24 protein-coding genes, 1 pseudogene and 1 other annotated feature are annotated in these 25,309 nt (G+C 46.1%); of the genes and pseudogenes, 13 read left to right on the top strand and 12 right to left on the bottom strand.

All coding sequences use genetic code 11. The annotated features are described in order from the left end of the window. Positions 1-2 precede the first annotated feature (2 nt). Genes H2R00_RS11710 through pgmB form a run of 4 tightly spaced genes read left to right on the top strand, consistent with a single transcriptional unit; the run spans position 3 to position 5,523 of the window. Positions 3-884 (top strand): DUF1189 domain-containing protein, encoded by an 882-nt coding sequence (locus H2R00_RS11710; RefSeq protein WP_182069148.1) that lies wholly within the window; start codon positions 3-5, stop codon positions 882-884. Continuing rightward, positions 862-3,198, top strand: coding sequence for a glycoside hydrolase family 65 protein (locus H2R00_RS11705; RefSeq protein ID WP_182069146.1), 2,337 nt, complete (start codon positions 862-864; stop codon positions 3,196-3,198). Before H2R00_RS11710 ends, H2R00_RS11705 begins: the two co-directional genes overlap by 23 nt. Then, the gene (locus H2R00_RS11700) at positions 3,140-4,846 is read left to right on the top strand and encodes a glycoside hydrolase family 13 protein (RefSeq protein WP_182069145.1); all 1,707 of its coding nucleotides are present in this window, start codon (positions 3,140-3,142) and stop codon (positions 4,844-4,846) included. Before H2R00_RS11705 ends, H2R00_RS11700 begins: the two co-directional genes overlap by 59 nt. Continuing rightward, on the top strand, positions 4,843-5,523 hold the full coding sequence (pgmB, locus tag H2R00_RS11695; RefSeq protein ID WP_154996290.1) for a beta-phosphoglucomutase: 681 nt from the start codon (positions 4,843-4,845) through the stop codon (positions 5,521-5,523). The genes H2R00_RS11700 and pgmB overlap by 4 nt, the downstream gene beginning before the upstream one ends. 281 nt (positions 5,524-5,804) lie before the next feature. Here pgmB and tyrS read toward each other — a convergent pair whose 3' ends face one another. The 5 genes from tyrS to H2R00_RS21255 form a co-directional block, all read right to left on the bottom strand. After that, positions 5,805-7,058 (bottom strand): tyrosine--tRNA ligase, encoded by a 1,254-nt coding sequence (tyrS, locus tag H2R00_RS11690; protein WP_182069144.1) that lies wholly within the window; start codon positions 7,056-7,058, stop codon positions 5,805-5,807. 46 nt (positions 7,059-7,104) lie between these two features. Continuing rightward, positions 7,105-7,322: a binding site (T-box leader), on the bottom strand. After that, positions 7,317-7,856, bottom strand: coding sequence for a MarR family transcriptional regulator (locus tag H2R00_RS11685; protein ID WP_182069143.1), 540 nt, complete (start codon positions 7,854-7,856; stop codon positions 7,317-7,319). It overlaps the preceding feature by 6 nt. A 103-nt stretch (positions 7,857-7,959) precedes the next feature. Beyond that, on the bottom strand, positions 7,960-8,526 hold the full coding sequence (locus tag H2R00_RS11680) for a hypothetical protein (RefSeq protein ID WP_182069142.1): 567 nt from the start codon (positions 8,524-8,526) through the stop codon (positions 7,960-7,962). Continuing rightward, on the bottom strand, positions 8,523-8,693 hold the full coding sequence (locus tag H2R00_RS21260) for a hypothetical protein (protein ID WP_244958229.1): 171 nt from the start codon (positions 8,691-8,693) through the stop codon (positions 8,523-8,525). The genes H2R00_RS11680 and H2R00_RS21260 overlap by 4 nt, the downstream gene beginning before the upstream one ends. 86 nt (positions 8,694-8,779) lie before the next feature. Continuing rightward, the gene (locus tag H2R00_RS21255; protein WP_244958228.1) at positions 8,780-8,932 is read right to left on the bottom strand and encodes a hypothetical protein; all 153 of its coding nucleotides are present in this window, start codon (positions 8,930-8,932) and stop codon (positions 8,780-8,782) included. Positions 8,933-9,133: 201 nt separating this feature from the next. Between H2R00_RS21255 and H2R00_RS11670 the strand changes: the two genes are divergently transcribed. Together H2R00_RS11670 and H2R00_RS11665 are read left to right on the top strand one after the other, a co-directional pair. After that, complete coding sequence (locus H2R00_RS11670) at positions 9,134-9,514, top strand: cell wall metabolism protein WalM (protein WP_182069141.1); 381 nt, start codon at positions 9,134-9,136, stop codon at positions 9,512-9,514. Positions 9,515-9,570: 56 nt separating this feature from the next. Next, positions 9,571-10,590 (top strand): TolB-like translocation protein, encoded by a 1,020-nt coding sequence (locus tag H2R00_RS11665; protein ID WP_182069140.1) that lies wholly within the window; start codon positions 9,571-9,573, stop codon positions 10,588-10,590. 48 nt (positions 10,591-10,638) lie between these two features. On the opposite strand, the gene H2R00_RS11660 is transcribed toward H2R00_RS11665, so the two are convergent. The 3 genes from H2R00_RS11660 to H2R00_RS21385 all read right to left on the bottom strand — a co-directional run bounded on the left by H2R00_RS11660 (position 10,639) and on the right by H2R00_RS21385 (position 12,279). Next, the gene (locus tag H2R00_RS11660) at positions 10,639-11,631 is read right to left on the bottom strand and encodes a DUF4003 domain-containing protein (protein WP_182069138.1); all 993 of its coding nucleotides are present in this window, start codon (positions 11,629-11,631) and stop codon (positions 10,639-10,641) included. Positions 11,632-11,724: 93 nt separating this feature from the next. After that, on the bottom strand, positions 11,725-12,027 hold the full coding sequence (locus H2R00_RS11655; protein WP_154999091.1) for an LSm family protein: 303 nt from the start codon (positions 12,025-12,027) through the stop codon (positions 11,725-11,727). Positions 12,028-12,150: 123 nt separating this feature from the next. Further along, positions 12,151-12,279: a hypothetical protein gene (locus tag H2R00_RS21385; RefSeq protein WP_268314161.1), complete on the bottom strand. Its 129-nt coding sequence runs from the start codon at positions 12,277-12,279 to the stop codon at positions 12,151-12,153. A 443-nt stretch (positions 12,280-12,722) separates the two neighbouring features. Here H2R00_RS21385 and lepB point away from each other — a divergent pair, with 443 nt between their 5' ends. Both lepB and H2R00_RS11645 read left to right on the top strand, forming a co-directional pair. After that, a complete protein-coding gene (gene lepB / locus H2R00_RS11650; protein ID WP_043928125.1) occupies positions 12,723-13,271 on the top strand; it encodes a signal peptidase I in 549 nt (182 codons plus the stop codon). 574 nt (positions 13,272-13,845) lie between these two features. Then, complete coding sequence (locus H2R00_RS11645) at positions 13,846-14,490, top strand: SDR family oxidoreductase (RefSeq protein WP_154999089.1); 645 nt, start codon at positions 13,846-13,848, stop codon at positions 14,488-14,490. Positions 14,491-14,533: 43 nt separating this feature from the next. Here H2R00_RS11645 and H2R00_RS11640 read toward each other — a convergent pair whose 3' ends face one another. Then, complete coding sequence (locus H2R00_RS11640) at positions 14,534-15,406, bottom strand: AraC family transcriptional regulator (protein WP_268299730.1); 873 nt, start codon at positions 15,404-15,406, stop codon at positions 14,534-14,536. A 108-nt stretch (positions 15,407-15,514) separates the two neighbouring features. After that, positions 15,515-17,056, bottom strand: a complete 1,542-nt coding sequence (locus H2R00_RS11635; protein WP_182069134.1) for a multicopper oxidase family protein — start codon at positions 17,054-17,056, stop codon at positions 15,515-15,517. A gap of 274 nt (positions 17,057-17,330) precedes the next feature. Here H2R00_RS11635 and H2R00_RS11630 point away from each other — a divergent pair, with 274 nt between their 5' ends. Further along, positions 17,331-18,338, top strand: coding sequence for an acyltransferase family protein (locus tag H2R00_RS11630; protein WP_182069132.1), 1,008 nt, complete (start codon positions 17,331-17,333; stop codon positions 18,336-18,338). Positions 18,339-18,374: 36 nt separating this feature from the next. Here the strand turns inward: H2R00_RS11630 and H2R00_RS11625 are convergent, their stop codons facing one another. Further along, positions 18,375-18,956 carry a DUF4352 domain-containing protein gene (locus tag H2R00_RS11625; RefSeq protein WP_342355841.1) on the bottom strand — a complete coding sequence of 194 codons (582 nt, stop codon included), beginning with the start codon at positions 18,954-18,956 and terminating at the stop codon, positions 18,375-18,377. After that, positions 18,951-19,295, bottom strand: a pseudogene (locus tag H2R00_RS11620) (DUF4064 domain-containing protein); the annotation flags it as partial. The pseudogene H2R00_RS11620 and the gene H2R00_RS11625, both read right to left, overlap by 6 nt. A gap of 449 nt (positions 19,296-19,744) precedes the next feature. Between H2R00_RS11620 and H2R00_RS11615 the strand changes: the two are divergent. From H2R00_RS11615 to H2R00_RS11600, 4 genes are all read left to right on the top strand, one after another. Beyond that, entirely contained in the window at positions 19,745-20,614 is an 870-nt protein-coding gene (locus H2R00_RS11615; protein WP_154999083.1) for a cation diffusion facilitator family transporter, read from the top strand. 159 nt (positions 20,615-20,773) lie between these two features. Then, the gene (locus H2R00_RS11610; protein ID WP_154999081.1) at positions 20,774-21,736 is read left to right on the top strand and encodes an AAA family ATPase; all 963 of its coding nucleotides are present in this window, start codon (positions 20,774-20,776) and stop codon (positions 21,734-21,736) included. Continuing rightward, entirely contained in the window at positions 21,736-22,947 is a 1,212-nt protein-coding gene (locus H2R00_RS11605) for a DUF58 domain-containing protein (protein WP_154999080.1), read from the top strand. The genes H2R00_RS11610 and H2R00_RS11605 overlap by 1 nt, the downstream gene beginning before the upstream one ends. A gap of 4 nt (positions 22,948-22,951) precedes the next feature. After that, positions 22,952-25,177: a DUF4129 domain-containing transglutaminase family protein gene (locus H2R00_RS11600; RefSeq protein ID WP_182069130.1), complete on the top strand. Its 2,226-nt coding sequence runs from the start codon at positions 22,952-22,954 to the stop codon at positions 25,175-25,177. Positions 25,178-25,309 lie beyond the last annotated feature (132 nt).

Genomic DNA, 25,309 nt, shown 5'->3' with positions numbered 1-25,309 from the left:
CGATGAACGATATGCGAAACGAAAAGCTGATCGTCCGCTTTCTTAAAGCAGCGGCATCACCGGCGGGCGTCATGCGCTGCAAACATGCATTCAGCTGGCTCGAAATTTCTTTTCTGTTTATGTTTTTGACGGCTTGTTTAATGGCGCCCATGACGATTGCGTTTATGAAAATGGACCGCTTCAACGCCGGGTATCTGATGCCAAATGTTGTTCAAGAGGCTGACGCGGCATTCATCAAGCAATTAAAAGGCTACCAATTGACAAACGGGAGATTGACAGGTGCAGGGGGCCTGTACCTTGTGGAGAAAGGGAGAACCTTGCTAGCGGTCGATTTGAAGCATGAATTGAAAACAAGCGGTGAAAACGGGCGGATAAAGGCGGAAGGCTATCAAAACGCGCTCATCTTTCAGTCAGATCATCTGATCATCAGCGATCAAAACGGAACGGGGTTTTCCGTTCGCTATCCGGCAAAGGCCGGGCTGAATGATCTGGACGCCGGCCATGTGGGGGATTTTATCGGTGCCATGTGGTTTGCCCAATATAAGCCGCTGATCATCATGCTGGCCTGTTCGGCGGTTTTCATCATCTCGCTTTTTTTGACGGCCGTTCTGGCGGGAGGCATCTGGATCTCCAAAAAATCCAACATGACCGGGATAAGGTCGTTTAAGGAAGCTGCCGCAGCGGCGGTGTGCGGATCAGCGCTTCCGGCAGCAGCCGCAATGGCTTTCGGTATGATCCGCTTTGACTTCATCATGATGCTGCTCATCCATTCATGCGGTAGTGCTTTGATGGTCTCTTTCATCTTCAGGCATATATTCAAAACCCGCCATCACAACGAAAATCTACAGTCAGGAGGAAATCATGGCAAATCAGCGGCTATTTGAGATCGACCAGTGGAAAATCAAAACAAACAAATTTGAAAAGGAACATAAACGGCTTCAGGAAAGTCTGACATCCTTGGCGAACGGCTATATGGGAATCAGGGGGAATTTTGAAGAAAGCTATTCAGGCGAAAGTCTTAAAGGCACATATATCGCAGGGGTTTGGTTCCCAGACAAAACGCGTGTCGGCTGGTGGAAAAACGGCTATCCTGAATATTTCGGGAAAGTGATCAATGCGATGAATTTCATCGGAATTGATGTATATGTAGACGACGAAAAAGTCGACCTCAATCAAAACGATATCGAATCGTTTGAATTGGAGCTCAATATGAAGGAAGGCACCCTGCGGAGAAGCGCTGTCGTTCGTGTGAATCAAAAGTCTGTCAAAATTTCGTCGGAGCGCTTTCTTAGCCTTGATGTCCCGCAGCTGTGCGCGATCCATTATGAAGCGGAGTGCCTGAGCGATGAGGCGGTCATCACGCTTGTTCCTTATCTTGATGGAAATGTCGCAAATGAGGATGCCAATTTCGAAGAGCGGTTTTGGCAGGAAGAAGCGAAAGGCGCCGAATCTCATCGCGGCCATCTTGTGACGAAAACGATTGAGAATCCGTTTGGAACCCCGCGTTTTACGGTGGCTGCTTCTATGTGCAACGTGACAGAAGGATATGTCAGCGAGCAATTTCAAACGGATGCAATGTACGCGGAAAACCGCTACTGTTATGAAGTGAAGCCGGGAACAAAGGCTTCTTTAAAGAAATTGATTATTGTCACAACGTCCCGAGACTTTGAAGAAGCAGAGCTTTTAGTAAAGGGCAGGGAGCTTTTGGCTGATGTTTTTCGGCAGGGATATGAAGAGGCGAAGCGAAGGCATACCGAACATTGGATGGAAAGGTGGACAAAAGCGGACATTGAAATTAAAGGGGATGATGAGCTTCAGCAGGGCATCCGGTACAACCTTTTTCAGCTCTTCTCGACATACTACGGAGCCGATTCGCGCTTAAACATCGGGCCGAAAGGATTCACCGGCGAGAAATACGGCGGAGCCGCCTATTGGGATACTGAGGCGTACGCCGTTCCGATGTATTTAGCGACGGCCGAGCCGGAGGTGACGAAGAACCTGCTTTTGTACCGCTATCATCATTTGGAGGCAGCTAAACGGAATGCCGCTAAACTGGGGCTGAAAGGGGCCCTTTATCCGATGGTGACCTTCACAGGCGATGAATGCCACAATGAATGGGAGATCACCTTTGAAGAAATACACCGCAACGGCGCGATCTGTTATGCGATCTACAATTATGTTAATTATACAGGCGACCGGGACTATATGAAAGAATACGGGATAGACGTTCTCGTCGAGATCAGCAGATTTTGGGCGGACCGCGTCCACTTCTCAAAACGAAACAATAAATATATGATCCACGGCGTCACAGGGCCGAATGAATATGAAAACAATGTCAACAACAACTGGTATACGAATTTGATTGCGTCGTGGACGCTTGAGTATACGCTCGAAAACCTCGCTATCCTCCCGGAGGAAAAATGCCGCCGGCTTGATGTACGGGAAGCCGAAATCGAGAGGTGGAAGGATATCATCGCGAGAATGTACTATCCATACAGTGAGGAATTAAATATTTTTATTCAGCATGATACATTCCTGGATAAAGAGCTTCAGGCAGCGGATGAGCTTGAACCGGATGACCGCCCGCTCTATCAGAATTGGTCATGGGACAAAATTCTCCGCTCCAGTTTTATTAAGCAGGCGGATGTTCTCCAAGGCATTTATTTCTTTAATCACCGATTTACGATGGAAGAAAAACGGCGCAACTTTGAATTTTATGAACCGATGACGGTTCATGAATCGAGCCTTTCGCCGTCTGTCCATGCGGTGCTGGCGGCCGAGCTCAAAATGGAAAAGAAAGCGCTCGAACTGTATAAGCGTACAGCGAGGCTTGACCTCGATAATTACAATCATGATACAGAGGAAGGGCTTCATATCACATCGATGACCGGAAGCTGGCTCGCGATCGTGCAAGGATTTGCCGGCATGCGGACCCAGGATGAGACGCTGTCGTTTGCTCCGTTTTTGCCGAAGGAATGGGACGGTTATTCGTTCAACATCAATTATCGGAACCGGCTAATCAATGTCCAGGTAGAGGAAAACAGCGTCGTCTTCAACCTTCTAAAAGGAGAACCGCTTTCCATGACAGTTTATGGAGAGCAGATCGCACTGAACGGACGGTATGAAAGGAGGATGCCCGATGAGCCAATGGTGGAAAGAGGCAGTCGTGTATCAAATTTACCCGCGGAGTTTTTATGATTCCAACGGAGACGGATTCGGTGATTTGCAGGGCGTGATTCAAAAGCTCGATTACATCAAAAGCCTCGGAGCCGATGTGATCTGGCTGTGTCCTGTGTTTGATTCCCCGCAAGATGACAACGGCTACGACATCAGCGACTATAGAAGCATATACGAAAAGTTCGGGACGAACGACGATATGTTTCAATTGATCGATGAAGTGCATAAACGCGGAATGAAAATCATCATGGATCTTGTCGTGAACCACACGTCTGATGAACATGCCTGGTTTGCCGAAAGCCGCAAGTCAAAGGACAATCCTTACCGTGATTATTATTTTTGGAAAGATCCAAAGGCGGACGGTTCAGAACCGAACAATTGGGGATCGATCTTTTCAGGACCGGCATGGACGTTCGATGAGCGGACAGGGCAGTATTATCTTCACTACTTTTCGAAAAAGCAGCCTGACTTAAACTGGGAGAATGAAGCGGTTCGCCGGGAAGTATACGATTTGATGACATTTTGGATGGACAGAGGCGTGGACGGCTGGCGGATGGATGTGATCGGTTCCATTTCCAAATACGTCGACTTTCCCGATTATGAAACAGATGACAGCCGTCCTTATGTCGTCGGCCGCTATCATTCGAACGGCCCCCGTCTGCACGAATTTATACAAGAGATGAACCGGGAAGTGCTGTCCCGTTACGACTGCATGACGGTCGGCGAAGCCAACGGCTCAGATGTTGAAGAAGCGAAAAAATACACGGGTCCAAGCAGACATGAGCTGAACATGATTTTTACATTTGAACATATGGATATTGATACAAAACAGCATTCGCCGAATGGGAAATGGGAGATGAAGCCGTTTGACCCGATCGCTTTAAAAAAGACGATGACGAGGTGGCAGACCGCTTTAATGAATGTCGGCTGGAATACGCTTTATTTCGAAAATCATGATCAGCCGAGGGTCATATCCCGATGGGGCAATGACCGCGAACTGCGCAAACAATGCGCCAAAGCATTTGCAACGGTCTTGCACGGCATGAAGGGAACCCCTTTCATTTATCAGGGAGAAGAGATCGGCATGACAAACAGCGAAATGCCGCTCGAGATGTATGATGATCTCGAAATTAAAAACGCATACCGCGAACTTGTCATCGAAAACAAAACGATGACAGAGGAAGACTTTCGAAAAGCCGTGGCGAAAAAAGGGCGGGATCACGCGAGAACGCCGATGCAATGGGATGACGGAAAACACGCGGGCTTCACAGATGGAGAGCCTTGGCTGGCGGTAAATCCCCGCTATCAAGAAATCAATGTGAAAGAGTCGCTCGCCGATGAAGATTCGATTTTCTATTATTATCAGAAGCTCATCGGGTTGCGCAAACAAAATAAAGTTATCGTATACGGAGACTACCGGCTGCTGCTCGAGGATGATCCGCGAATCTTTGCGTATACCCGCGAATATCAGGGCGAAAAGCTGTTAGTTGCCGTGAATTTGTCAGAAGAAAAGGCGCTGTTTCATGCCCCGCCGGAAATGCTTGAAGACAAGTGGGATATGCTGTTGTCCAATTACGCCCGCGAACGGCTTGATATGAGCGGCAGCATTGACATGGAGCCTTATGAAGCTTTCATGATGATCAGCCGGGCAAAGGATCCAACATCATGAAAGCGGTCATTTTTGACTTGGACGGCGTGATCACGGATACGGCCGAGCATCATTACCTCGCTTGGAAACATACTGCCGAACAAATCGGCATTGAGATTGACCGGAGCTTTAATGAACGGCTGAAAGGCATCGACAGAGAGCGATCGCTAGACACGATTTTGATTCACGGCGGTGCGGCCGGAAAGTATCAGGAGGCGGAGAAACAAGAGATCATGCGCCGGAAAAATCAATACTACAAACAGCTGATCCAAAACTTGACCCCGCATGACCTGCTGCCGGGAATCGCCGGGCTTTTTGCCGAATTGAAAAGGGAAAATGTAAGCATTGCGTTAGCTTCGTCAAGCCGAAATGCTCCCGCTATTTTGGAACGGCTCGGGGTCAAGGACGAATTTCAGGCTGTCGTTGATCCGGCAGGACTTGCTCACGGAAAGCCCGACCCCGAAATCTTTTTGACGGCCGCAGCGCTGCTCGGTGTGCCTCCGTCTGAATGTGCGGCAATCGAAGACGCTGAAGCCGGGATCGCCGCGATCAAATCCGCAGGGATGTTCGCGGTGGGAGTCGGTGATGATTCATCGATGCGCGGGGCCGATTTGATCGTGCACAACACAAACGAGCTGACATTTGAGCTGCTGAAGGAAGGATGGCAGCGCTGTTGTTGCATAAAAGAAGGGAATTAAAAAGCAACCCCAGAATCATAAAATGACAGGCCGCCGCTGGCGGCTTATTTGCAATCAGAGAGGGGAAGGCAAAATCAAGAACAAGATCAAGGGGTTTGGCTGGCCGGAGAGGAAGACCGTTCGGAAATGCGTTTTGCTGTTTATACACCGATCTTAGCAACGCGACGTCAAATCGAATCTATCAGGCGATTGGATACCGGCCTGTTGCCGATTCTATCGCCTACGCTTTTCATGAAAAACAGCCTAATCGATCCCTTTAAAAGGATGATTAGGCTGTTTGCTTATTGATGCATTTGCAATTTGACAAACTTGCGTTTGCCGACTTGGATGATCATGCCGTGTTCGAGTACAATGTCCGCATGAATCGATTCTGCTTTGACGCCGTTGATTTTAACGCCGCCGTTTTGGATCATTCGGCGGGCTTCACTTTTGGAAGGAAGGAGTTCGAGCGTCACCAATAAATCGGTGACCGGCACCGTTTCGTCACCTTGCCAGTGTACGGCCGTTATATTGTCAGGCGCGCTGTTTTGCTGAAAAACTTGTTTAAACTGCTGTTCTGCCGCCTCGGCCGCCTTGCTTCCATGATACATGTTGACGATGGTTTTCCCGAGCAGCATTTTCACGTCTCTCGGATGAACGGCCCCGGTTTCCAAATCCTTGACAAGACGTTTTTTATCTTCCGCCTCCAAGTCGGTCGCAAGGTGGATATATTTTTTCATCAAACTGTCCGGGAGCGACATCGTTTTCCCGAACATTTCATGAGGGTCTTCATCGATGCCGATGTAATTGTTCTTTGATTTAGACATTTTTTCAACGCCGTCAAGCCCTTCAAGCAGCGGCATGAGAATGACGACCTGTTTTTCTTTTCCGTACTTTTCCTGAAAGTGTCTGCCCATGAGCACATTAAAATGCTGATCCGTTCCGCCCAGTTCGATATCGCTGTCCAGAACGACTGAATCATATCCCTGCATCAACGGGTAAAAGAACTCATGAAGCGAAATCGGCTTTTGCATGGCGATTCTTTCTTCAAAATCATCGCGTTCCATTAAACGGGCGACGGTAATTTTGCCGGCGAGTTCAATGACGTCTTCCAAGGTTAATCGTTTGAGCCATTTTGAGTTGTAGTGAAGCTCGACCTTGTTCTGATCAAGCACTTTTCCGAACTGTTGAAAGTATGTTTCGGCATTGCGGCGGACTTCTTCGTCCGTCAGCTGTTTTCTGGCGGCGGATTTTCCTGTCGGATCGCCGATTTTTCCTGTGAAATCCCCGATGAGGAGCTGGACGATATGTCCGTTTTCCTGAAATTGGCGCAGTTTATTCAAGACGACGGTGTGGCCCAAATGAACATCAGGCGCCGACGGATCGAGGCCAAGCTTAATTTTCAGCGGTTCGCCGCCCAAAATCGATTTGGCCAGCTTTGCCCGCAGTTCTTCCGGGGGAATGACCTCCTCCGCTCCGTCCATATATAAGTGAAGCTGCCTTTCGACTTCCCGCTTCTCGGCAGTTGTCAGTTGATCAAATTGTTGTTGCTGCATAATAACTCCTCCTTTTTTTTGTATAAAAAAAAAGAGCCTCATCCCGATAAGGGACGTGGCTCAAATGCACGCGGTACCACCCTGATTGAAGACCTTCATCTTCCGCTCAATTTCAGGTAACGGTTTCCCGTTCTTTGCTACTTGAAAGTTCACAAAGAAAGCTCAGGGAGGTAATTCACGTCTGTCTTTGTACCGGCTCGCACCAGCCGCCGGCTCTCTGGAACATGGAGACAGTCCGCTACTTATTCCCGTCGTTGCTTATGGTTTATGAAGATTGTCGTTCACTTTTCGAAGGAGCTCGATCAATGTATTCTGCTCCTCTTTTGTCATGCCTTTGATCAGCATTGTTTCCCCTTTGTGGAACGCCGGATATAGCTCTTCAATAGCGGCTTTTCCTTCGGATGTGATCTCGGCGAATACGTGTCTGCGGTCTCTCGGATCCGCGCTTTTTACGCATAAGTTCTTTTTTTCAAGCGTTTTCATGACATTGCTCGCAGTGGCTGTTGAAATGCCTGACAATTCGGCGAGCTTTTTCGTTTCAAGCCTGCCCCATACCCATAGATCGTAAAGAATCGAAAAAGCCGTCCAAGACAATTGATATGAGGAAAGGACCTCGGTCTCCATTTTGACGCGAAGCTTTTGCGCTGACCGGTAAAGGTTGGTGGCGACCGAAATGGCTTCAAGATTCAAGGATTCGATCGGCATGCGCTTCAGCTTGCTGAGTGTGTCGTATTCTTCCTGTCGAAGATGGGGGGATCTATCCAATCGTGACGCCTGCCTTTTTATTTTCAGAATCATTAGCTATGAAATGAATTTTAACAGATGGTTTTCGTTAATGCAAGCCCTTGTTTGACATGATGAGAAAAGCCGGCATCATGATGATGACCGGCACTTGTTTCAGCTATTTTTTGGTGATCTGTTTGCGGCGCACTTCAATCCGGTCCCCTTTTTGAATGCTGTCATACTGTTTTTTCGAGACGAGGACGGCATGTTCTTTTCCTTTTTGATCTTCAATCAACAGCCAATATCTTTTTTCTTTTCGTTCAGAGAGCGCTTTTTTTTTGATTCCTGCGGTGCGGAGGATGTTTTTTTGTTCTGCTGTATATCCGCCTCCGTGGAAGATCATCCAGTATGGAAAGTAGTAATTCAAAAAGGTTGATCCAGCAGGATTTTGATTGAGTGTCCGCTTGATGCTTCCTTTGTACAGGGCATTCGACGGCAAAGTCCGCTGGATAGCGTTGAACTGACTGCTCTTGTTTAAATATTGTCGGCTCGCAGACTGATTCATATAACTGCGCATTCTCTGGTTGACTGAACCCGGACGTGTTTTTAGAGAGCTGTTATTAGCCGAGGAACTCGAAGCATTGGCTCCGGATGTTCCATTGCTGCCTGCTGCCTCTGCTTGAGCAAAAGGCAGCAAGAGAGACAGCGCCATGATTAAAATAAGAGGAGCGCTTTTTTTCTTCATTGTTCATCACTGCTTTTTTGTTCCACTTTATCTTTGACGACGCCCTCAAGCGGCTCCTGGTCATATTTGATGTATGGGGGACGGTAGATGAAGGCTTCATGATCGCGGATTTTAATATAAGGCTGTTCGACATTTTCCACATTTTCCACATTTTCCACATTTTCCACATATTTTTTGAAAGTCTCCGTCTTTTCTTTCCCATTTTTCACGTATGATGCTTTCAGTAAAGGTGCTTTGTCGGATTCGCTGTCATTCACGTAATCAAACCATACGAGATCGTATTTTTGAATGGATTGGTCTTCTGCGACCTCCTGTGAACGGTCTGAAGCGGATGATAAACATCCTGAGAAGGGACGGCGAAAAGCATCGCAGCCGCGGATAACGAGATCAGTTTCGATTTTTTCACTGTGATCATCCTATTCATTTTGGTTTCTCTTTTATATACGAACGATCCGGGCAAAGGTGTCATCTATTCATAATAGTTTGGTAGAAAACTGGGCGTAATAATTGCATTTTAAACGTAAACAAACTGTAAAATACCATTTCTATGAAAAAAGGTATAATTTGAATGTCAGAAAAAAATCCCATTCACGGAGGATACTTTTATATGAAGAAGATACTTTTTTCTGTTTTTGTTTTGGCAGGCAGCTTGCTATTGGCATTCAATTTTGCCGGTGAAGCGAGTGCTAAAACGAAAAAAGTCAGCGGCTACATCACTTGGTACAACGGCGTAGGCAAAGTCGGCGCTGACGGCAAAAGGCTCGGCCATTGGGACTGCGCCACAAAGATGGGCTTCGATGTTCCGAGAAAAGGCACAAAAATAAGAGCCTATTCTAAAGCAAAACCAAACAAAGTCATTACAGTCTATAAATATGATGTCGGCAGAATGCCGGGCGCTGTTTTGGATGTAAGCCCGAAAGCTTTTAGAGCTTTGGGATTTCCGACAAGCAAAGGAAAGGTCGCCGGACATTATACATATAATAAATAGGAGAAATGAAGCAAGAAAAATCGTTTTCTTGCTTCTTTCAATTGGCGGGGTCGAATATGAAAAAAGTTTTGGTGTTTTTGTTGGCGGCAGTCGTTTTAGCCGCAGGCGCATTTGCGGCCGTCCGCTATTTCGTCCCGGAAAAAGCGGAGCCGGCAAAAAGCGGCGGTTCAGATCTGCTCGTATCAATAACCGATCAGAAGCTGATGACCGCTTACTACGAAAATCAAAATAAGCTGTATGAAGAAAAGATGACGGATTACCCGGCTATGGCATTAGACCGGAAAAAACGCATTCTTTATTATACGAACACCGATAATAGCAATGTGAAGCATTTGATCAGGCTGGATTTACAGTCGGGCAAAAAAACAACCCTATATTCAGGAGATGAATATGTCGACGGGCTCAGTCTATCGGCGGACGGTTCGAAGCTGTTCATGAGATATAACCTTGCGGAGGAGAGGAATTTTCACCTCGCTTCATTTGATTTAAAACAAAAGGCGTTTCACGTCATCTATCCATCGTTAAAGAACAAGGACGAAAGCGTCAGCTACTATCAGTACAACAAAGCTAACAATCGATTCGTTATACTGCATTATTCATTGAAAGAAGACTATCAAAAAACCGATGAGGCGAACAGCAAAGGAGTACCGCCCGAACCGACAAATATGAACATTTCCCTGGCGGATGTGAAAGGTCAGGAAAAGGTGAGAACGATCGCAAAATTTATCAATGACACGGCCATCTCGCCGGATGGAAAAACGATCGTCTATACAGAATCGGCTGATGATCAGAAGGCGATTTATGCGATGGATGCCGAAACGAAGAAATATAAAGCGATCATTTCAGATCAGCGGGCATTTTCATTAGTCGACTCAGCACAGCCGCAATTCTCGAAAGACGGGAAAAAACTTTACTTTCTCGCTGAAGCAAAAGATGCGAAGCTGCTTGAAGATGAAACGGGGAGCGAAGCAAGGGTGAGAACGATTTATTCGTATGATATGGATACGAAAAAAGTGAGCAAAGCCTGGGAAAAAACAAACGGGATCATCAACACCTTTACCGTCATTGATGAATAAACGACCATCAGCCGGCACAAACAAACTGTGCCGGCTGATTTCTTTTTATCATGAGCCATTTGCCTGAGACGCTGCAGCCGAGCTCGTCATAATGGCGATTGCTGCCGTCTGCTGTGCTTGGATAACGGCTTCAAGCGTTTGATAAAGTCCTGTTTCCAGAAGCGCCGGATCTTCCGTTTTTTCGCTCATGTATAAGTTGACGGCCGTTTTCAGATTCATGTCTTTCTGCCACCTGAACAGTTTATCGCTGTTCAATGCGCCTGCCATGATTGTGATGGCATCTATGTCTTTTTCACTGTTCTCAAGCAACGCAAGCAGTCCGATTTCCGGGTAATGGACAGGCTTCGGTCTTTTATGCTTTTTTGTCAATTCATCGTATATCCGGAGGGAGCGGGCGACAAGCTGATCGGAATCCCGCTCAGGCATAAGCGAGAGGATGTGGCTGAGAAACTGCAAATCGTTCCCTTTGCGAAAACCCGCTTGGTTAAGCTTTTGGTAAAACGCTTCGATATAGTCAATCAGTTCACCTGTCTCCATGCTTGAACCAGCCAAGAGCACGGCGAGCGGGTAGTCGCCGGCAGATGTTAAAAAGCTGTGCTTGTCCTTCATTCCTTTGTAAATAGACAAAGCCCGATTGATTTTCCCTTCATGATCATGCTCATCAGGATATTTTGTCAAAAGGATAAGAGCGGACAAATAGGTGAAAATACTTTTTTTAAATCCGTTGCCGGTCATTTTTTCATAAAGGATGAAAAAAGGTCTGATATGCGTTTCAGGTTCTTCGAAGCGCACGTCAAACATAGCGGCGAATGTATAGCGATGGGACGACCTTAACGGCGAAAATGTACCGGCGGCCTGTTTGACAGCCTCACTCAGCGTTATAAACCGTTCTTTATCAAAAGGCCGCTTGTTGACGACATACATGGAAGCAATCATCATTAATGTCCGCTGATCTGTGACTTTCCATTTTAATTCGCTTTTTAACTCAGAGTAAATTGCTTTATATTGATCCAACCGCTGCTGCAGTTTAGCAGATGCCATTTATCTGTCTCCTTCCTCGGTTTGCGTCGTTTTTGTATATACGAAGCAAAGGGAAATAAGTTTCATGGTTTTGGCATCATACCGGGCTTTTGCCTAATAATATGGAAAAGGATACAGCGCAGCAATAATAATAAACGGGAAGATCCTTCTCCTGAACCGCCGGAATCGTCGCCGCGGATATCCGTATCCACCGTAAAACTGCCTTTCATCTGTCACGTCTTCGGGAACGAGGACAGATGCTTCCTGACGGTTCATCCCTTCAAGGATGCCGTGAACGGAACGGCCGTCCTTCATTTTCAGCACGACGTGATAGTGCATGTATTTGCGGCATAAATCGTGCAAAGACCTTTGATGGTCATGCGGCATCGAGCAAACGGCATCTTTCGGAACATTCATATTCCTTTCCATCTCCTTTTAGATTCATGGTATTCACCCGATGGATGAATGTTCCAGTTTAGAGCGGTGAAGCCGTGATATATGTAAAAAAGCCGATTATCATATATGAATCGGCTTTAAAAATCAATGGTTAGCATTTTTTTCTGCGGCACTTGAAACGGTCGTCATCGTCATCAGAAAAACACTTTCTTTTTCTGCATTTGAACCGGTCATCGTCAGAGCTGCGGGTTTTGTCCGTTTTCTCAGTTTCATTCGTTTTCTCCGTTTTGTCCGTTTTCTCAGTTTTATTCGTTTTATCTGTTTTATTAGTATCCGCCGAACGCCGCGCTTTCCTTGACTGTCTTTCTTTTTCCCGCTCAGGGCTGTATGGATCGTAATTGTCATAGTACTCTTCGTAGCTGCTCATTTTGAGGCAATCACCGCCTTTGACTCATGATATGATAATGTATTATAAAGAGAGGCGATTTGCCTGGGCATTTATAATGGTTTGCTGTGCTGTACATCAAGCAGATCAACTGACAAAATTCAACATTGAATAAAGGATTTTTCGTTTCAACCGCTAATATTATATGTATCAAACCATTTTTTTACGGCTGCGCCTGCCGGTGCTTGCGGAAAGCATTCAGACGGACGGCCTGATATGATAGAAGGAGCGGAATGCCGATGAAACGATCCAGAAGTGAAGGAGAGTACTTATGAAAAATAGTAGAAAAAAAGAGATCTTATCGTGGGTGAAAACACTTGTCATAGCCGCAGCGCTTGTGATGATTTGCCGCTATTTTCTGTTTACGCCGTCAACCGTTTTGGGAGATTCAATGTATCCGACTTTAGAGGACGGCAACATGGTCATGGTTAGTAAAATCAGCGATATTCAGCGCTTTGATAAAATTATTTTTCACGCGCCTGATTCGGATGAAAACTATGTGAAAAGGGTGATCGGGCTCCCGGGAGATACGATCAAAATGAAGGATGATGTCCTTTATATAAACGGAAAAGCATACGATGAACCTTATTTAAAGAAAAACAAACAAAAGCTGACGCTTCATGAACATTTGACCGATAATTTCACACTGGAGAAATTAACCGGTGAACAAAAGGTGCCGGAAGATCACTTGTTCGTGATGGGGGATAACCGTCAAAACAGCAAAGACAGCCGTTTTTTCGGATTTATCACAATGGACTCTGTTGTCGGAAAAGTTGAATTTCGTTATTTTCCTTTCAATGAGATCGGCGGAATAGAATAGAAAACAAAAAGGCTTCCCATGATACGAATGGGAAGTCTTTTTGTTTGTCGGCAAAGTCACCAAGCGCCCACTATTATTGTCATATTAATCAACCTCCTTTTTTCGAAAAAAAAGGGGTGTTTCGTTTCATTGCCGGCCTTTATTTGCTTTTATTGGCACTGGCAACATACTTTTGGCTTCAACCATAAACAGTCCGGATATAAAAATCCGGACTGTCAGCTTGTTAGACAAAAACACAAAAAGTGGCTTCAGCGCAAGTTTTTTTCGAATAGGGGGAGAGGTTGGATATTTTTGAACTGCGGAGAAAAGGCGAATTTACGTTTAACGTTTTTGCTGCCAAAATCTCAAAAATCCGGCGAACTTGACTTGAAAAGGTCCTCATCGCCAGAAAACAGAATGAATTGGATAAAAATGGGGCAGATTATAAAAGTCTGTCAACAATCTGAGAGGCTGCCTACAGTGAGAATGGGAAGCCTTTTTAGCATTCGCACATTTTGGTGAGCGGGCGGTTTGAACAATTGCCTGTACAGTGAAATAATGAAAAAAGAAACTGGACAACAAGGAGGATAAGCAGATGAAAGTGTTTGTAGTTGGGGCGAACGGACAAATCGGGCGCCGCTTGACGAAAAGCTTGAATGAGAGCGGCGAACATCAAGTCAGAGCAATGGTGAGAAACGAAGAGCAGGCGCAAGCTTTGAAACAATCGGGAACAGAAACCGCGCTCGCTAATTTAGAAGGCACCGTGGAAAGCATCGCAGAAGCGGCGAAGGGCTGCGACGCGATTGTCTTTACCGCCGGCTCAGGCGGCAAAACGGGGGCCGACAAAACGCTTTTGGTGGACTTGGATGGTGCGGTTAAAACGATCGAAGCCGCCGAAAAAGCGGGCATTCGCCGTTTTATTATGGTCAGCACATTGCAGGCACACCGCCGTGAAAATTGGAATGAAGCGTTAAAGCCGTATTATGTCGCCAAACATTATGCGGACCGGATGCTTGAAGGCAGCGAATTAAATTACACGATTATTCGTCCGGGAGGCCTGTTAAACGAACCGGGCACAGGCCGTGTGAAAGCCGCGGAAAATCTTGAGCGCGGAACGATTCCGCGTGAAGATGTGGCTGATACTATCTTGGCGGCGCTCACCGAGGAGCACACATTCCGGCGTTCGTTCGATTTGGTTTCGGGAGATCAAACGCCCGCCGAGGCGCTTAAATCGATATAAAAGTGATTTGGGGAACCTGTGGTCAGAAGGTTCCCCGGCGTTTTTACAGAAGCGGGATATAGATGGTCATCTTCATCCCGTTCGGCGGTACGGAACGGCACACATCAGTCACTTCAAAGTCCGGTCCTTCAGTTCTCTCGTAATTGGTATTCATCAGCCATGATCCATAGATGTATCTTCTTGTGTTCTGCACTGATTCGGTCGAGCCGTTCACATGAAATACGGCGTATTTGCCGCCGGGAATTTTCGTATACATAAGCGGCTCCGGTACTTCTCCGGCTGCGGTTTCGCGAACGGATTCCCCGATGATAAATGAGAAACCTCCGTCATCCCGGAAGCGGCATGACAGCCCGTAACACATACTCGGAGCCGTTTTTTGAGGAATTTGCATAAAGTATCCATTTCTGCCGAAATCGTTGTAGAATATCGGGATATCTTCGAAATACTTTTCATCGTTTAAATTTGTCCGGTACTCATATCCGATCATATGTATGTCGTTTAAATGAGTGATGTGCGGCTTTGGGATGTTCAGATCTCCAGTCATCCTTTCTTTATATTCGAGGAAATTAATTTTGGATTGAAAATCAAGCTTGACCTTCGCTTTGCGGTACTTGGCCGGAGTGATGCCGAAGTACTGTGAGAAAGCCCTGCTGAAAGCTTCCTGTGAGCCATAGCCGAAATTGATTGCAATGTCGAGTATGGAGCGGTCTGTTTTCTCAAGCAGAAGCGCAGCTTCAGACAGACGCCGGTTGCGAATGTATTGATAAACGGAAAAACCGGAGATCGCCTGAAAAAGCCTTTGAAAATGAAACGGGGAGAAACACGACTTTGCCGCAATATCTGTTATGTTTAAATCGTTTTGAAGGTGTTCTTCGATAAAATGAACCGCGTTTTGAATTCTTTCGTAATCATTCATATTCATCCACAGCCTTTACGATTTGATGATCCTATTGTACAGGATCAAGCGATGGTTTTTTTGATGATTTGTGCTTTTTTAAAAGCCTCCAAATGCGGAGGCTTTTTCTTATTGATGACGAACATCTGTCACTTCAAGAGGGCGCATCATATCGTAATCTTCGTGCTCAAGGATGTGGCAGTGCCAAACATATCTGCCGCTGTACGGCGCAAAGGTGGCGATAATGCGCGTCACAGAGCCCGGGGGTACTTTGACGGTGTCTTTCAGCCCTTTTTCATTCGGTGCCGGAGGAACTGCCGGACCCGTAAAGACAAGTTCTCCGTTTTCCTGATATCGCTCGATATCAAACGGCCGGTGGTCGAGAATCAAAAATTGAACAAGATGTAAATGAATCGGATGGATCGCCCTTCCGGCATTGATGATCGACCAAATCTCAGTGCTGCCGAGTGCGGGAGTTTCAGTTACCGGTTCATGCCACTTTGTGTTGTTTAAAAGCAGAACAGGTCTTCCATATTGGTCAACGGCCGCGCCCAATGACAGATTTCTGAGGGCATTGATCTTGTGTCTTCGGTAAAATGGGCGTTTTCTTAATATTCTCGGCAATGAACTTGTATCTTTTTGCTTCAATGGCTTTGAGATGCGGAATTGCATAATGTCGGCATCTGTATCGGGATCTGCGTCTTGTCCGCCGCAGCCGATCCGGTTTTTCAATGTTAAGGTTTTTCCTTCTGCTCGTGAAAAATCGACGATGATATCGCACCTTTCAGCCGGCGCGATCACCAGTTCATTGACTTTGACCGGATGCTGCAGAAGACCGCCGTCCGTGCCGATTTGATGACATGTGATGTCATGATCGAAATACAGTTCAAAGATTCTCGTATTGGAGGCGTTCAGTATCCGAAACCGGTATTTTCGGGGTTCCAGTTCAGCAAAAGGCCATACCTTGCCGTTGACTAAAATGGTATCACCGCAAAAAGCTGGAACAATCGACGGGTCCGGAAGATCCGGCGAAGGGTTGTCAGGCTGCCGCGGATAAAACAATGAACCATCTTCATGAAATGACTTATCCTGAATCAAGAGCGGGATTTCGTATTCTCCCTTCGGTAAGTTCAATGACCGCTCTTCCCTGTCGCGAATAAAATATAAACCGACAAGCCCCGCATATACATTCAGCCTTGTAATGGCCATTGCATGGTCATGATACCAAAGAGCCGTAGCATCCTGCTCATTCGGATATTCATACACCTCCCGTTCAAAAAAAGGGCCTTTTGCATGGAAGTCTTTTGTGTACCAAGCCTCAGGATATCCGTCGCTGTCAGCAGGCGTACAGCCTCCGTGCAAATGAACGACCGTCTTCACTTCATGTTCATGATGGCCGTCATCATGAAGCGTATGGTCGACGGGGAGAAAATGACGATCCGGAAGCTTATTCAACCATTTGACCGCGACTTTTTCGTGTTTCTGTACTTCGAAGGTAGGGCCGGGATAAACTCCGTTATATCCAAACAGCCGGGTCGGCGGCAGATCACGGTGGAGCTGCTGGTGAAATTCTTTCATGGTGACTTCATAATAGGTCATTTCCTTGCTTTTGCTGTGGGGTTTAAGCACTTTTGGAATGGGGAGCCGGTCAACGAATTTTTCAAGTTTCATGTTTCACCTGTCCTCTTTTGTTCTGATGAAAAGATCATTACATTATAAGACGGGTTGCATGGTCTGGTTCCTCATGATGAGAATAAGAAATGTGATTTGTGCTGAGAATGTTAAAAAAAAGAATCGATCATGACAAGAAGATGAACAGAATATTTCCTAACGATTAAAAATCGCCTTGAGGCGTGGTTCGCGGAGGAAGAAAGGCGGGGAAGATGGTACATTATGTGTAAACCCTTTCTTATAGGGCGAAGCGGTCTGAAAGGAGATACCCGTATTGCAGAAAAGAATAGATTGGATTGATGTTTCGAAAGGCGTGGGAATTATATTGGTCGTGTTGGGCCATACACCGACGCCGGATTGGCTGAAAACGTTCATTTTCGCATTTCATATGCCGCTGTTTTTCTTTCTGTCCGGCCTCGTTTACTATGATGGGAATATGACTTTTACATCTTTTCTCTTTAAAAAAATAAAGACGCTCCTTTTGCCATACTTCATCTTCTCCGTTCTTGCCTATTTATTCTGGGTTCTCGTCGAGAGGCATTTTACGTTCACCGGCAGTTCGGATGTCGATCCGGTTGTACCGTTTAAAGGCATTTTTTATTCGATGCCTGATGACTACATGCTGACACACAACCCGGCGCTCTGGTTTTTAACATGCTTATTCGTCGTTGAAATGCTTTTTTTCATCATGAAGAGATGGGGGAGAGGCAGGCTGTTTATCGTCATAGCCGTAATGGTCACAGCCGTTTTGGGCTATTTGAATGATCAATATGTGGGCATCAAGCTGCCGTGGAATATTGAAGTGGCCCTGACCGCCATCGTATTTTATTCGGCTGGTTTTCTGTTGAAAAATAATCTGAAAGAGATGAGAGACCGAAGAACGCTGCTGCTCACGCTTCTTTTATTCATCGCGGTCGGCTGCTTGCAGACCCTGAACGTCAGAGTGGATATGAGGGCCAATGAGTACGGAAACATGGCGATCTTTTATATAACCTCATTTCTCGGGACGGCAGGCGTCATTTTCAGCAGCTTTAAACTTGAAAAAGCGAAGCTTCTCCAATTCCTCGGCAAAAACTCGCTGATCATTCTCGTACTGCACTATCCGGTTATCAGGATGCTGAAAGCCGTCGTGTACTACTTCACGCAAGTTTCCCTTGATGAGACATACGGCTCCCTGTTGTGGAGCGTGCTTTACACCGGCATGACATTGCTTGTTATGGTGCCTTGCATCTTTTTGTTGAACCGGTATCCGATCGTGCTTGGGCGGAAGAAATGCAATTAAAAAACTTGCAAAGTTTTCTTTGCAAGTTTTTTTGAATTATTTAAGGTTGAAAGTAATCTTTTTGTCATTCCAAAATTCAGGAGTATAGATGACCTTATATGTTTTGCTCTTTTTAGTCTCGAAAGTGATTGTTCCAGAAACCTTACCGTTCGGTGTCAGATTTCCAGATGATAGGTCGTTATCATCTGATGGTCCAAACGTATTGTGTGTAATTTGTCCATCTTCATTTTGAATTTGAAAATCAAGCGGGTTATAGGAAATATCTTTATCGCTTTTATTTTCTATGTTAAGTGTTACAACTACATATTCATTACCGTTTTTTGGCTTGAAATATTCATTGCCCATCGATTTTTTAACGTTAGTAACTGTGATGTGGGTGCCATCAAGATCAGCTGTTTCATTTAAAGCAAATTCAGTTTTATCTTCTTTGGCATCGTCATTGCTTTTTTCTTCGCTAGTTTTTGCGGCTGTCGTCTTTGCACTGCTTCCGGACGATTTGCTTTCTTGAGAAGAAGAGCCGCTTGAAGCGAACATCATGACGAATACGATGGATCCAATAATCGTGACATAGAACCACCATTTTTTAAAGACAAGGCCTTTATTCTCGCCGCTGAACAATGCTTTACATCCGCCGATTAAAAGCAGGATAAGCGGAACGATATATGCCAGGCTGACGCCGACAGTTCCTCCTATTGCAGCCGCGATATAAAAAGTACCCGCTAATTTAGTATGTTTTTTTACGATACATGCACCGACGATGGCCAGTGCAGACAGCAAAATAACCGCCCAGGATGATCCGATAACTTCTCCGGCGCCATCCGCTTCTAAAGCGGCGCCTAACCCTCCGAATAATAAACCTGAAAATCCTGCAAAAATCCCGAAAATACCGCCTAGTAATCCCAGTACAAATTCTGCTGTACGTTTGACTGGGGCTTGAAGATTTGTTTGTTCTGACATGTAATGTCCCCCTCATAATCTATGTAATAATGTCTAAAACATAATAATCCAAAAAAAGGAAAAAAGTCCATATATTTTTGTGACTATTTTACTATTAACTTATATCATAAGAGCTTAAAGGACTATTTTCGACTTTTTTAATATCGTTTAAATTTCAGGTTTGTTTAATGTTTTTTAGAAGAATAGTGCAGGGACTCTAAAGAAAAAATATTCAGAAAGAAGATACCGTCCTTTAATTCTATCCAGCGTGAATAAATTAAGGTTTTCGCAAAATCCTTATATAAAGCGGGTTTTACCGGTTTTGACCCAACTGAAATTTGTTTCCTTAAATAAAAAAAGTTCTACTCTGACTATATTTCTGCAAGAAGTGAATCATGTTTCTATAGACTCACTCAAGTTTTGCTTTGTATGATTAAAAGCGAAAACACGGATGGGAAAGGAAGCTTTTTATGGAACGGTATGATGAATTAAAAAAAGGTGAAACCGGGGCTTGGGTCAGCATCATCGCTTACCTTGTGCTGTCGGCCGTGAAATTGGCCGTCGGGCTTGCATTTCACTCCGAAGCCCTCAGAGCCGACGGACTGAACAATACAACCGATATTATCGCCTCATTAGCGGTGCTGATCGGCCTCAGGATTTCTCAGAAGCCGCCTGATGAAGACCATCCGTACGGACATTTCCGCGCTGAGACGATCGCCTCGATGATCGCTTCATTTATTATGATGGTGGTCGGGCTTGAAGTGCTGTACAGCTCAGGCGAAATGCTGTTTAATCCGAAAGAAACGACACCCGACATGATTGCGGGCTGGACGGCTGCAGGCAGTGCCATCGTGATGTTTATGGTTTTCCTCTACAATAAAAGGCTGGCAAAAAAGGTGAACAGCCATGCTCTCTATGCAGCAGCCGCCGATAATAAATCAGATGCCTATGTCAGCATCGGAACGTTCGCAGGCATCTTTGCTTCGCAATTTAACCTTGCTTGGGTCGATACGGCAGCCGCGTTTATCATCGGATTAATCATCTGCAAAACGGCTTGGGGGATTTTTAAAGAGGCAGCCCATTCTTTGACGGACGGATTCGATATTAAACATATTTCAACGTATAAAGAAACGATCCGGAAAGTTCCCGGCGTCGGCAAAATCAAAGATGTAAAAGCGCGTTATTTGGGCAGCGCCATCCACGTGGAAATCATCGTGGAAGTGAGGTCCGATCTCAACATTGCAGAAAGCCATGATATCGCCGATGAAATTGAGAGAAGAATGCAGGAGGAGCACTCTATCGTTCATTCCCATGTTCACATAGAGCCTTCTGAGGAATAATAAGAAGCGGTCACTGACCGCTTTTTTTGTTTTTTTACTCTGAAATTCGAAATAAAAAAAGACAAAACGCTATTTTCCGCCAGTCAGTTGTTTTCTGAGAGCACATCGTTTATGGTAAAGTTAAATAAATTCGATTCGTCAGCAATGAGGAGGAAGAGGATGGCATACGAAGAAACGCTGCATCCCGTTTTGGGAAAAGTAGCTGATAATATTGACAAAGTAATGGTAGGAAAGAAAGATATTGCCGTTTTAAGCCTGACTGCCATTCTTGCAAACGGACACGTCCTGCTGGAAGACGTTCCCGGCGTCGGAAAGACAATGATGGTTCGCACCCTAGCAAAGTCAACCGGCGCTGAATTTAAGAGAATCCAGTTTACGCCAGATTTACTGCCTTCAGATGTAACAGGCGTTTCCATATATAATCCGAAAACACTGGAATTTGAATACCGTTCAGGCCCGATTATGGGGGACATCATCCTCGCCGATGAAATCAACAGAACATCGCCGAAAACCCAGTCGGCGCTTCTGGAAGCGATGGAAGAAGGAAGTGTGACAGTAGACGGTGTGACAATGCCGCTTTCAAAACCTTTTTTTGTGATGGCAACGCAAAACCCTGTTGAGTATGAAGGGACATACCCGCTGCCGGAAGCTCAGCTTGACCGCTTTTTATTCAAGCTGAGAATGGGGTATCCGACAGTGCGCGAAGAGCTTCAAGTGCTCGATCTTCAGGAAAACCGCAGCCCGATTGAGGAAATTGAGCCTGTCATAGAGAAAGAAGAGCTTGCTGCATTTCAAAAAGAGGCTGAAAAGGTGTATGTAGACGCTGCGATTAAAGAATACATTGTTGAGATCACCCAAAAAACGAGGAGTCATTCCGCTGTTTATCTCGGCGTGAGTCCGCGCGGCTCAATCGCCTTGATGAAGGCTGCTCAGGCGTTTGCATTTTTATATAACCGCGATTATGTCATTCCTGATGATATTCAGTACTTGGCGCCTTTTACCCTTGCGCACAGAATGATCCTGCGGTCAGAGGCGAAATTTGAAGGAAAGCGGCCTGAAGCTGTCCTTCAGGACATTATGTCAAAAACGGAAGTTCCCGTCGGAAGGCCGATGAGCAACTGATGAGAGCGCGCATTGGTCTTGTGAAGTACGGATGGAAGCTGTTTATCCTGTTTCTTCTGTTTGCTTCAACGTTTTGCTATGCGATGTTCCAAGGGGGATTTGTCAGCTGGTTTCTGTTTTACTCATTTCTTCCCTTTGTGCTTTATGCTTTCCTGTTTGCCTTTTATCCGCTGAAGAACATGACAGCGGAGCGGAGGCTGAGCCGCGGACAGTATAAAGCCGGTGATCAATTGGAGGCTTTCGTCGTGCTAAAGAGAAAATGGCCCTTTCCGATCATGTTTATGATCGTGGAAGACTGCCTGCCTGATTCGTTGGGGAGAAACGGGGGTTCGGCAGAGGCTAAACAGTTTCTCTTTCCTTGGTTTAAAAAAGAAATTAAGATGGCGTACACGATCGATTCAGTTCCGAGAGGAGACCACCGATTAACCAACATCAGAGTCCGTACAGGTGATCCGCTCGGACTGCTGGAAAGAGAATGCGAGATTCAATTGGAAGATTCCTTTCTCGTTTTGCCTTCCTATCAGGAGATATCCTACCGCGCTGGCGGAGGCTCTTATGACGAACATGCAGGCCGCGTTTCAGAGCTTCGCCGGAAGGACAGCACACTGGCATCGGGCATCAGAGAATACCAGCCTGGCGACCGTTTTGCATGGATCGACTGGAAGACGTCAGCACGGCGCAGCCAGCTGATGACGAAGGAATTTGAGCAGACGAAAGGGAATGACATGCTCGTCTTTATGGATCAGTCCCCCTCTGATGTTTTTGAAGAGATCGTCGCGTTTACCGCTTCCATCATTCGTTCAGCAATGCGGAGCGGGACGAATGCCGGGCTTGTTTCCATTGGAAAGGCGCGGAATGTCTTCCCGGTTCGGCAAGGGGAAGAGCATCTGAGAAAGCTGTTTTACTACTTGGCGCTTGCCGACTGCAATGCAGTCCAGCCGTTTCACAGTCTGCTGGAGGGTGAATTCGGCCATCCCGATATGAGAAAAGCCGTCAAATATATTGTGACAAGCCGCATCACCATCGAACTGGTGCAGGTTTTGAAGAAACCGCTCTCCGGCGGACTGCCCGTTATTTGTTTGGTGAAGAAAAAAGGCGGAGCTCTCTCAAGTGAGGAAAGCGCTGCTGTCCAACATTTAAAAGCGCGGGGGATTGAAGTGAACGTCATTTACGGGGAACATTTTTCCCGGGGTTTTGCTGAAGCGAGGTGAGAAAATGTTGTCCGGGGGAAAAAGAAACAAGTTCGGTTTACTGCTTTTTTATGTGCTAACCTTTTTGCTGCTGTGGGAGTGGCTGCGTCCTTTGCAGTATTTTACCGATACGGGACACACCGTCTTTTTTATTTTGTTTATTGCCCTTGTATTTTTGCTTACATTTTTTAAGGTCCCTTGGTTTATCAGATTTCCGGTCAGCCTTGGCTTCGTTCTGTTTGCACTCCACACGATTTTTTACGAAGGATCGGTGTTTTCACCTTCATGGATTGCCCTGTTTTTTCAGGATTTAAATCAAAATTTCTCCTATATTTTCTCCGGCATGTGGCGGGATATGTCGCCGTTGTTTCGGACGCTGCTCTTTTACGTCCTTCTTTGGCTGCTTGTATACTTGCTGCATTACTGGGTGATCTATCAGCGCAGAATTTTATTCTTTTTTATTATGACCGTTGTTTATATCGCGGTGATCGATACATTTACGCCGTTTGACGCGTCATATGCGATCGTCAGGATCGTGCTGATCGGATTTTTGCTTCTCGGCCTGCTGTATTTGGAACGGATCAGGGAATCAGAAGCGCTAAAATCCTCAAGATCGCGTTTTGCCAAATGGTTTGCACCGCTCTTATTGATGACTGCTGCAGCCGTGTGCATCGGCGCTGTCTCGCCAAAAGCCGATCCCGTCTGGCCTGATCCAGTGCCGTTTCTGCAGACGGCTGCGACCGGCGATTTTGCTTCCTCAGGCAAAAGCAAAGTCGGCTATGGAACGAATGATGAGGCATTGGGCGGTCCATTTTCAAAAGACGATACATGGGTATTTACATGGCAGGGAAATGAACGAAGCTATTTCAGGGTGGAAACGAAAAGCCGCTATACAGGTAAAGGCTGGATTGAAGACGAAAAAGCGGGCGCATCCATCCAGCTTGACGAGGATAAGCTGGATTACCAGTGGTACGACGAAAGCGTGAAGACAGAAACGCGCAAAGCGATCGTCGATATCGATCCGGCTTACCAGTACGATCATGTCCTATATCCGATCGGGACGACTGAAATCAAACTCAACAATTTCTTTGTGCCGCTCCGCATGAACTTAAACACGGAGAAAATAAAACCGGCCGGCAAGACAGGCGCGGACATTCGGAATCTGGAAAGCTATTCGGTCACCTATAAATCACCTGTCTTCGATGTCCATCAGCTGAGGAAGGTCAGCTTGGAGTCGGAGGGGAAATGGAGCAGGAGCCATGAGAAGTATCTGCAGCTTCCCACTTCCCTTCCAGACCGCGTGAAAACATTGGCGCACGATTTAACGAAAAACGAAAATAATATATATGACAAAGCGAAAGCGATTGAGAAGTATCTCGGTTCTTCCGAGTTTTCTTATGAGACGGAAGATGTGGCTCTTCCTAAAGGAGACCAGGATTACGTCGATCAGTTTTTATTTGAGACGAAAATCGGCTACTGCGACAATTTCTCCACAGCTATGATCGTGCTGCTGCGGTCGGCCGGAATACCGGCCCGCTGGGTGAAAGGCTATACATCCGGTGAATATGCAGGAACGACGGCAGACCGGAAACGCACGATTTACGAGGTGACAAACAACAATGCCCACTCCTGGGTTGAAGTGTACTTTGAAGGACAAGGCTGGGTTACGTTTGAACCGACGAAAGGCTTTTTAAATCCGGAGCAGCTCGTTGAAGAGTCCAGCGGTCAGCAAGCCGATGCGGCTTCTGATAAAAAAGAAGATGCTAAGAAAAACGATGAAGGCCGGCGTCCGCAGGATGTAAAAGAACAAGACAACAAAGAAAAGCCCGAGTCTCAGGCAAAGCATGATGCTAAAGCCGATTCAAATGCCGGCCGCGGGGTTACAGACCGCATCCTTTTGACTGGTGTGGCTGTACTCGGCCTGTTGCTGGCGTTTGCAGCAGTGCTTTACTATACAAGGGCAAAATGGATGCCGCACATGATCATCAACAGGCTGAAAAAACGGCGTGATGAAGCGGTTTTCTTCAAAGCTTACGATGAGCTGCTCCGCCAGCTGAAGCGCCAAGGCATACAAAAAGAAGAAGGCCAGACGCTGCGCGAGTTTGCGAAGACGGTTGATGAACGCTTTCAAAGCGGGGAAATGACGGCTTTGACCCGTCAATATGAACGGGCTCTGTATCGAAAAGAAGATGCCGCAAAGCTTTGGAATGATTCGGCGGAGTTATGGGAAAATTTAATTAAAAAGAGATAGTCTTGACCGCTTTCAGTCGTATTGTTAGAATAAGTGAATATTAAAAACCCTTATATATTCTTGCTGGCAGGCTCGGCGGCTTATCTATCGGACAAGCCGGGCCTTGTCCCGTGAATGGGGGCAGGACGGCCG

This window comes from Bacillus haynesii (genome assembly GCF_014042035.1).
GTDB classification, from domain to species: domain Bacteria; phylum Bacillota; class Bacilli; order Bacillales; family Bacillaceae; genus Bacillus; species Bacillus haynesii.
The sequence above is the reverse complement of the archived record's forward strand: the minus strand, read 5'-3'. Positions and strand labels throughout refer to the sequence as shown.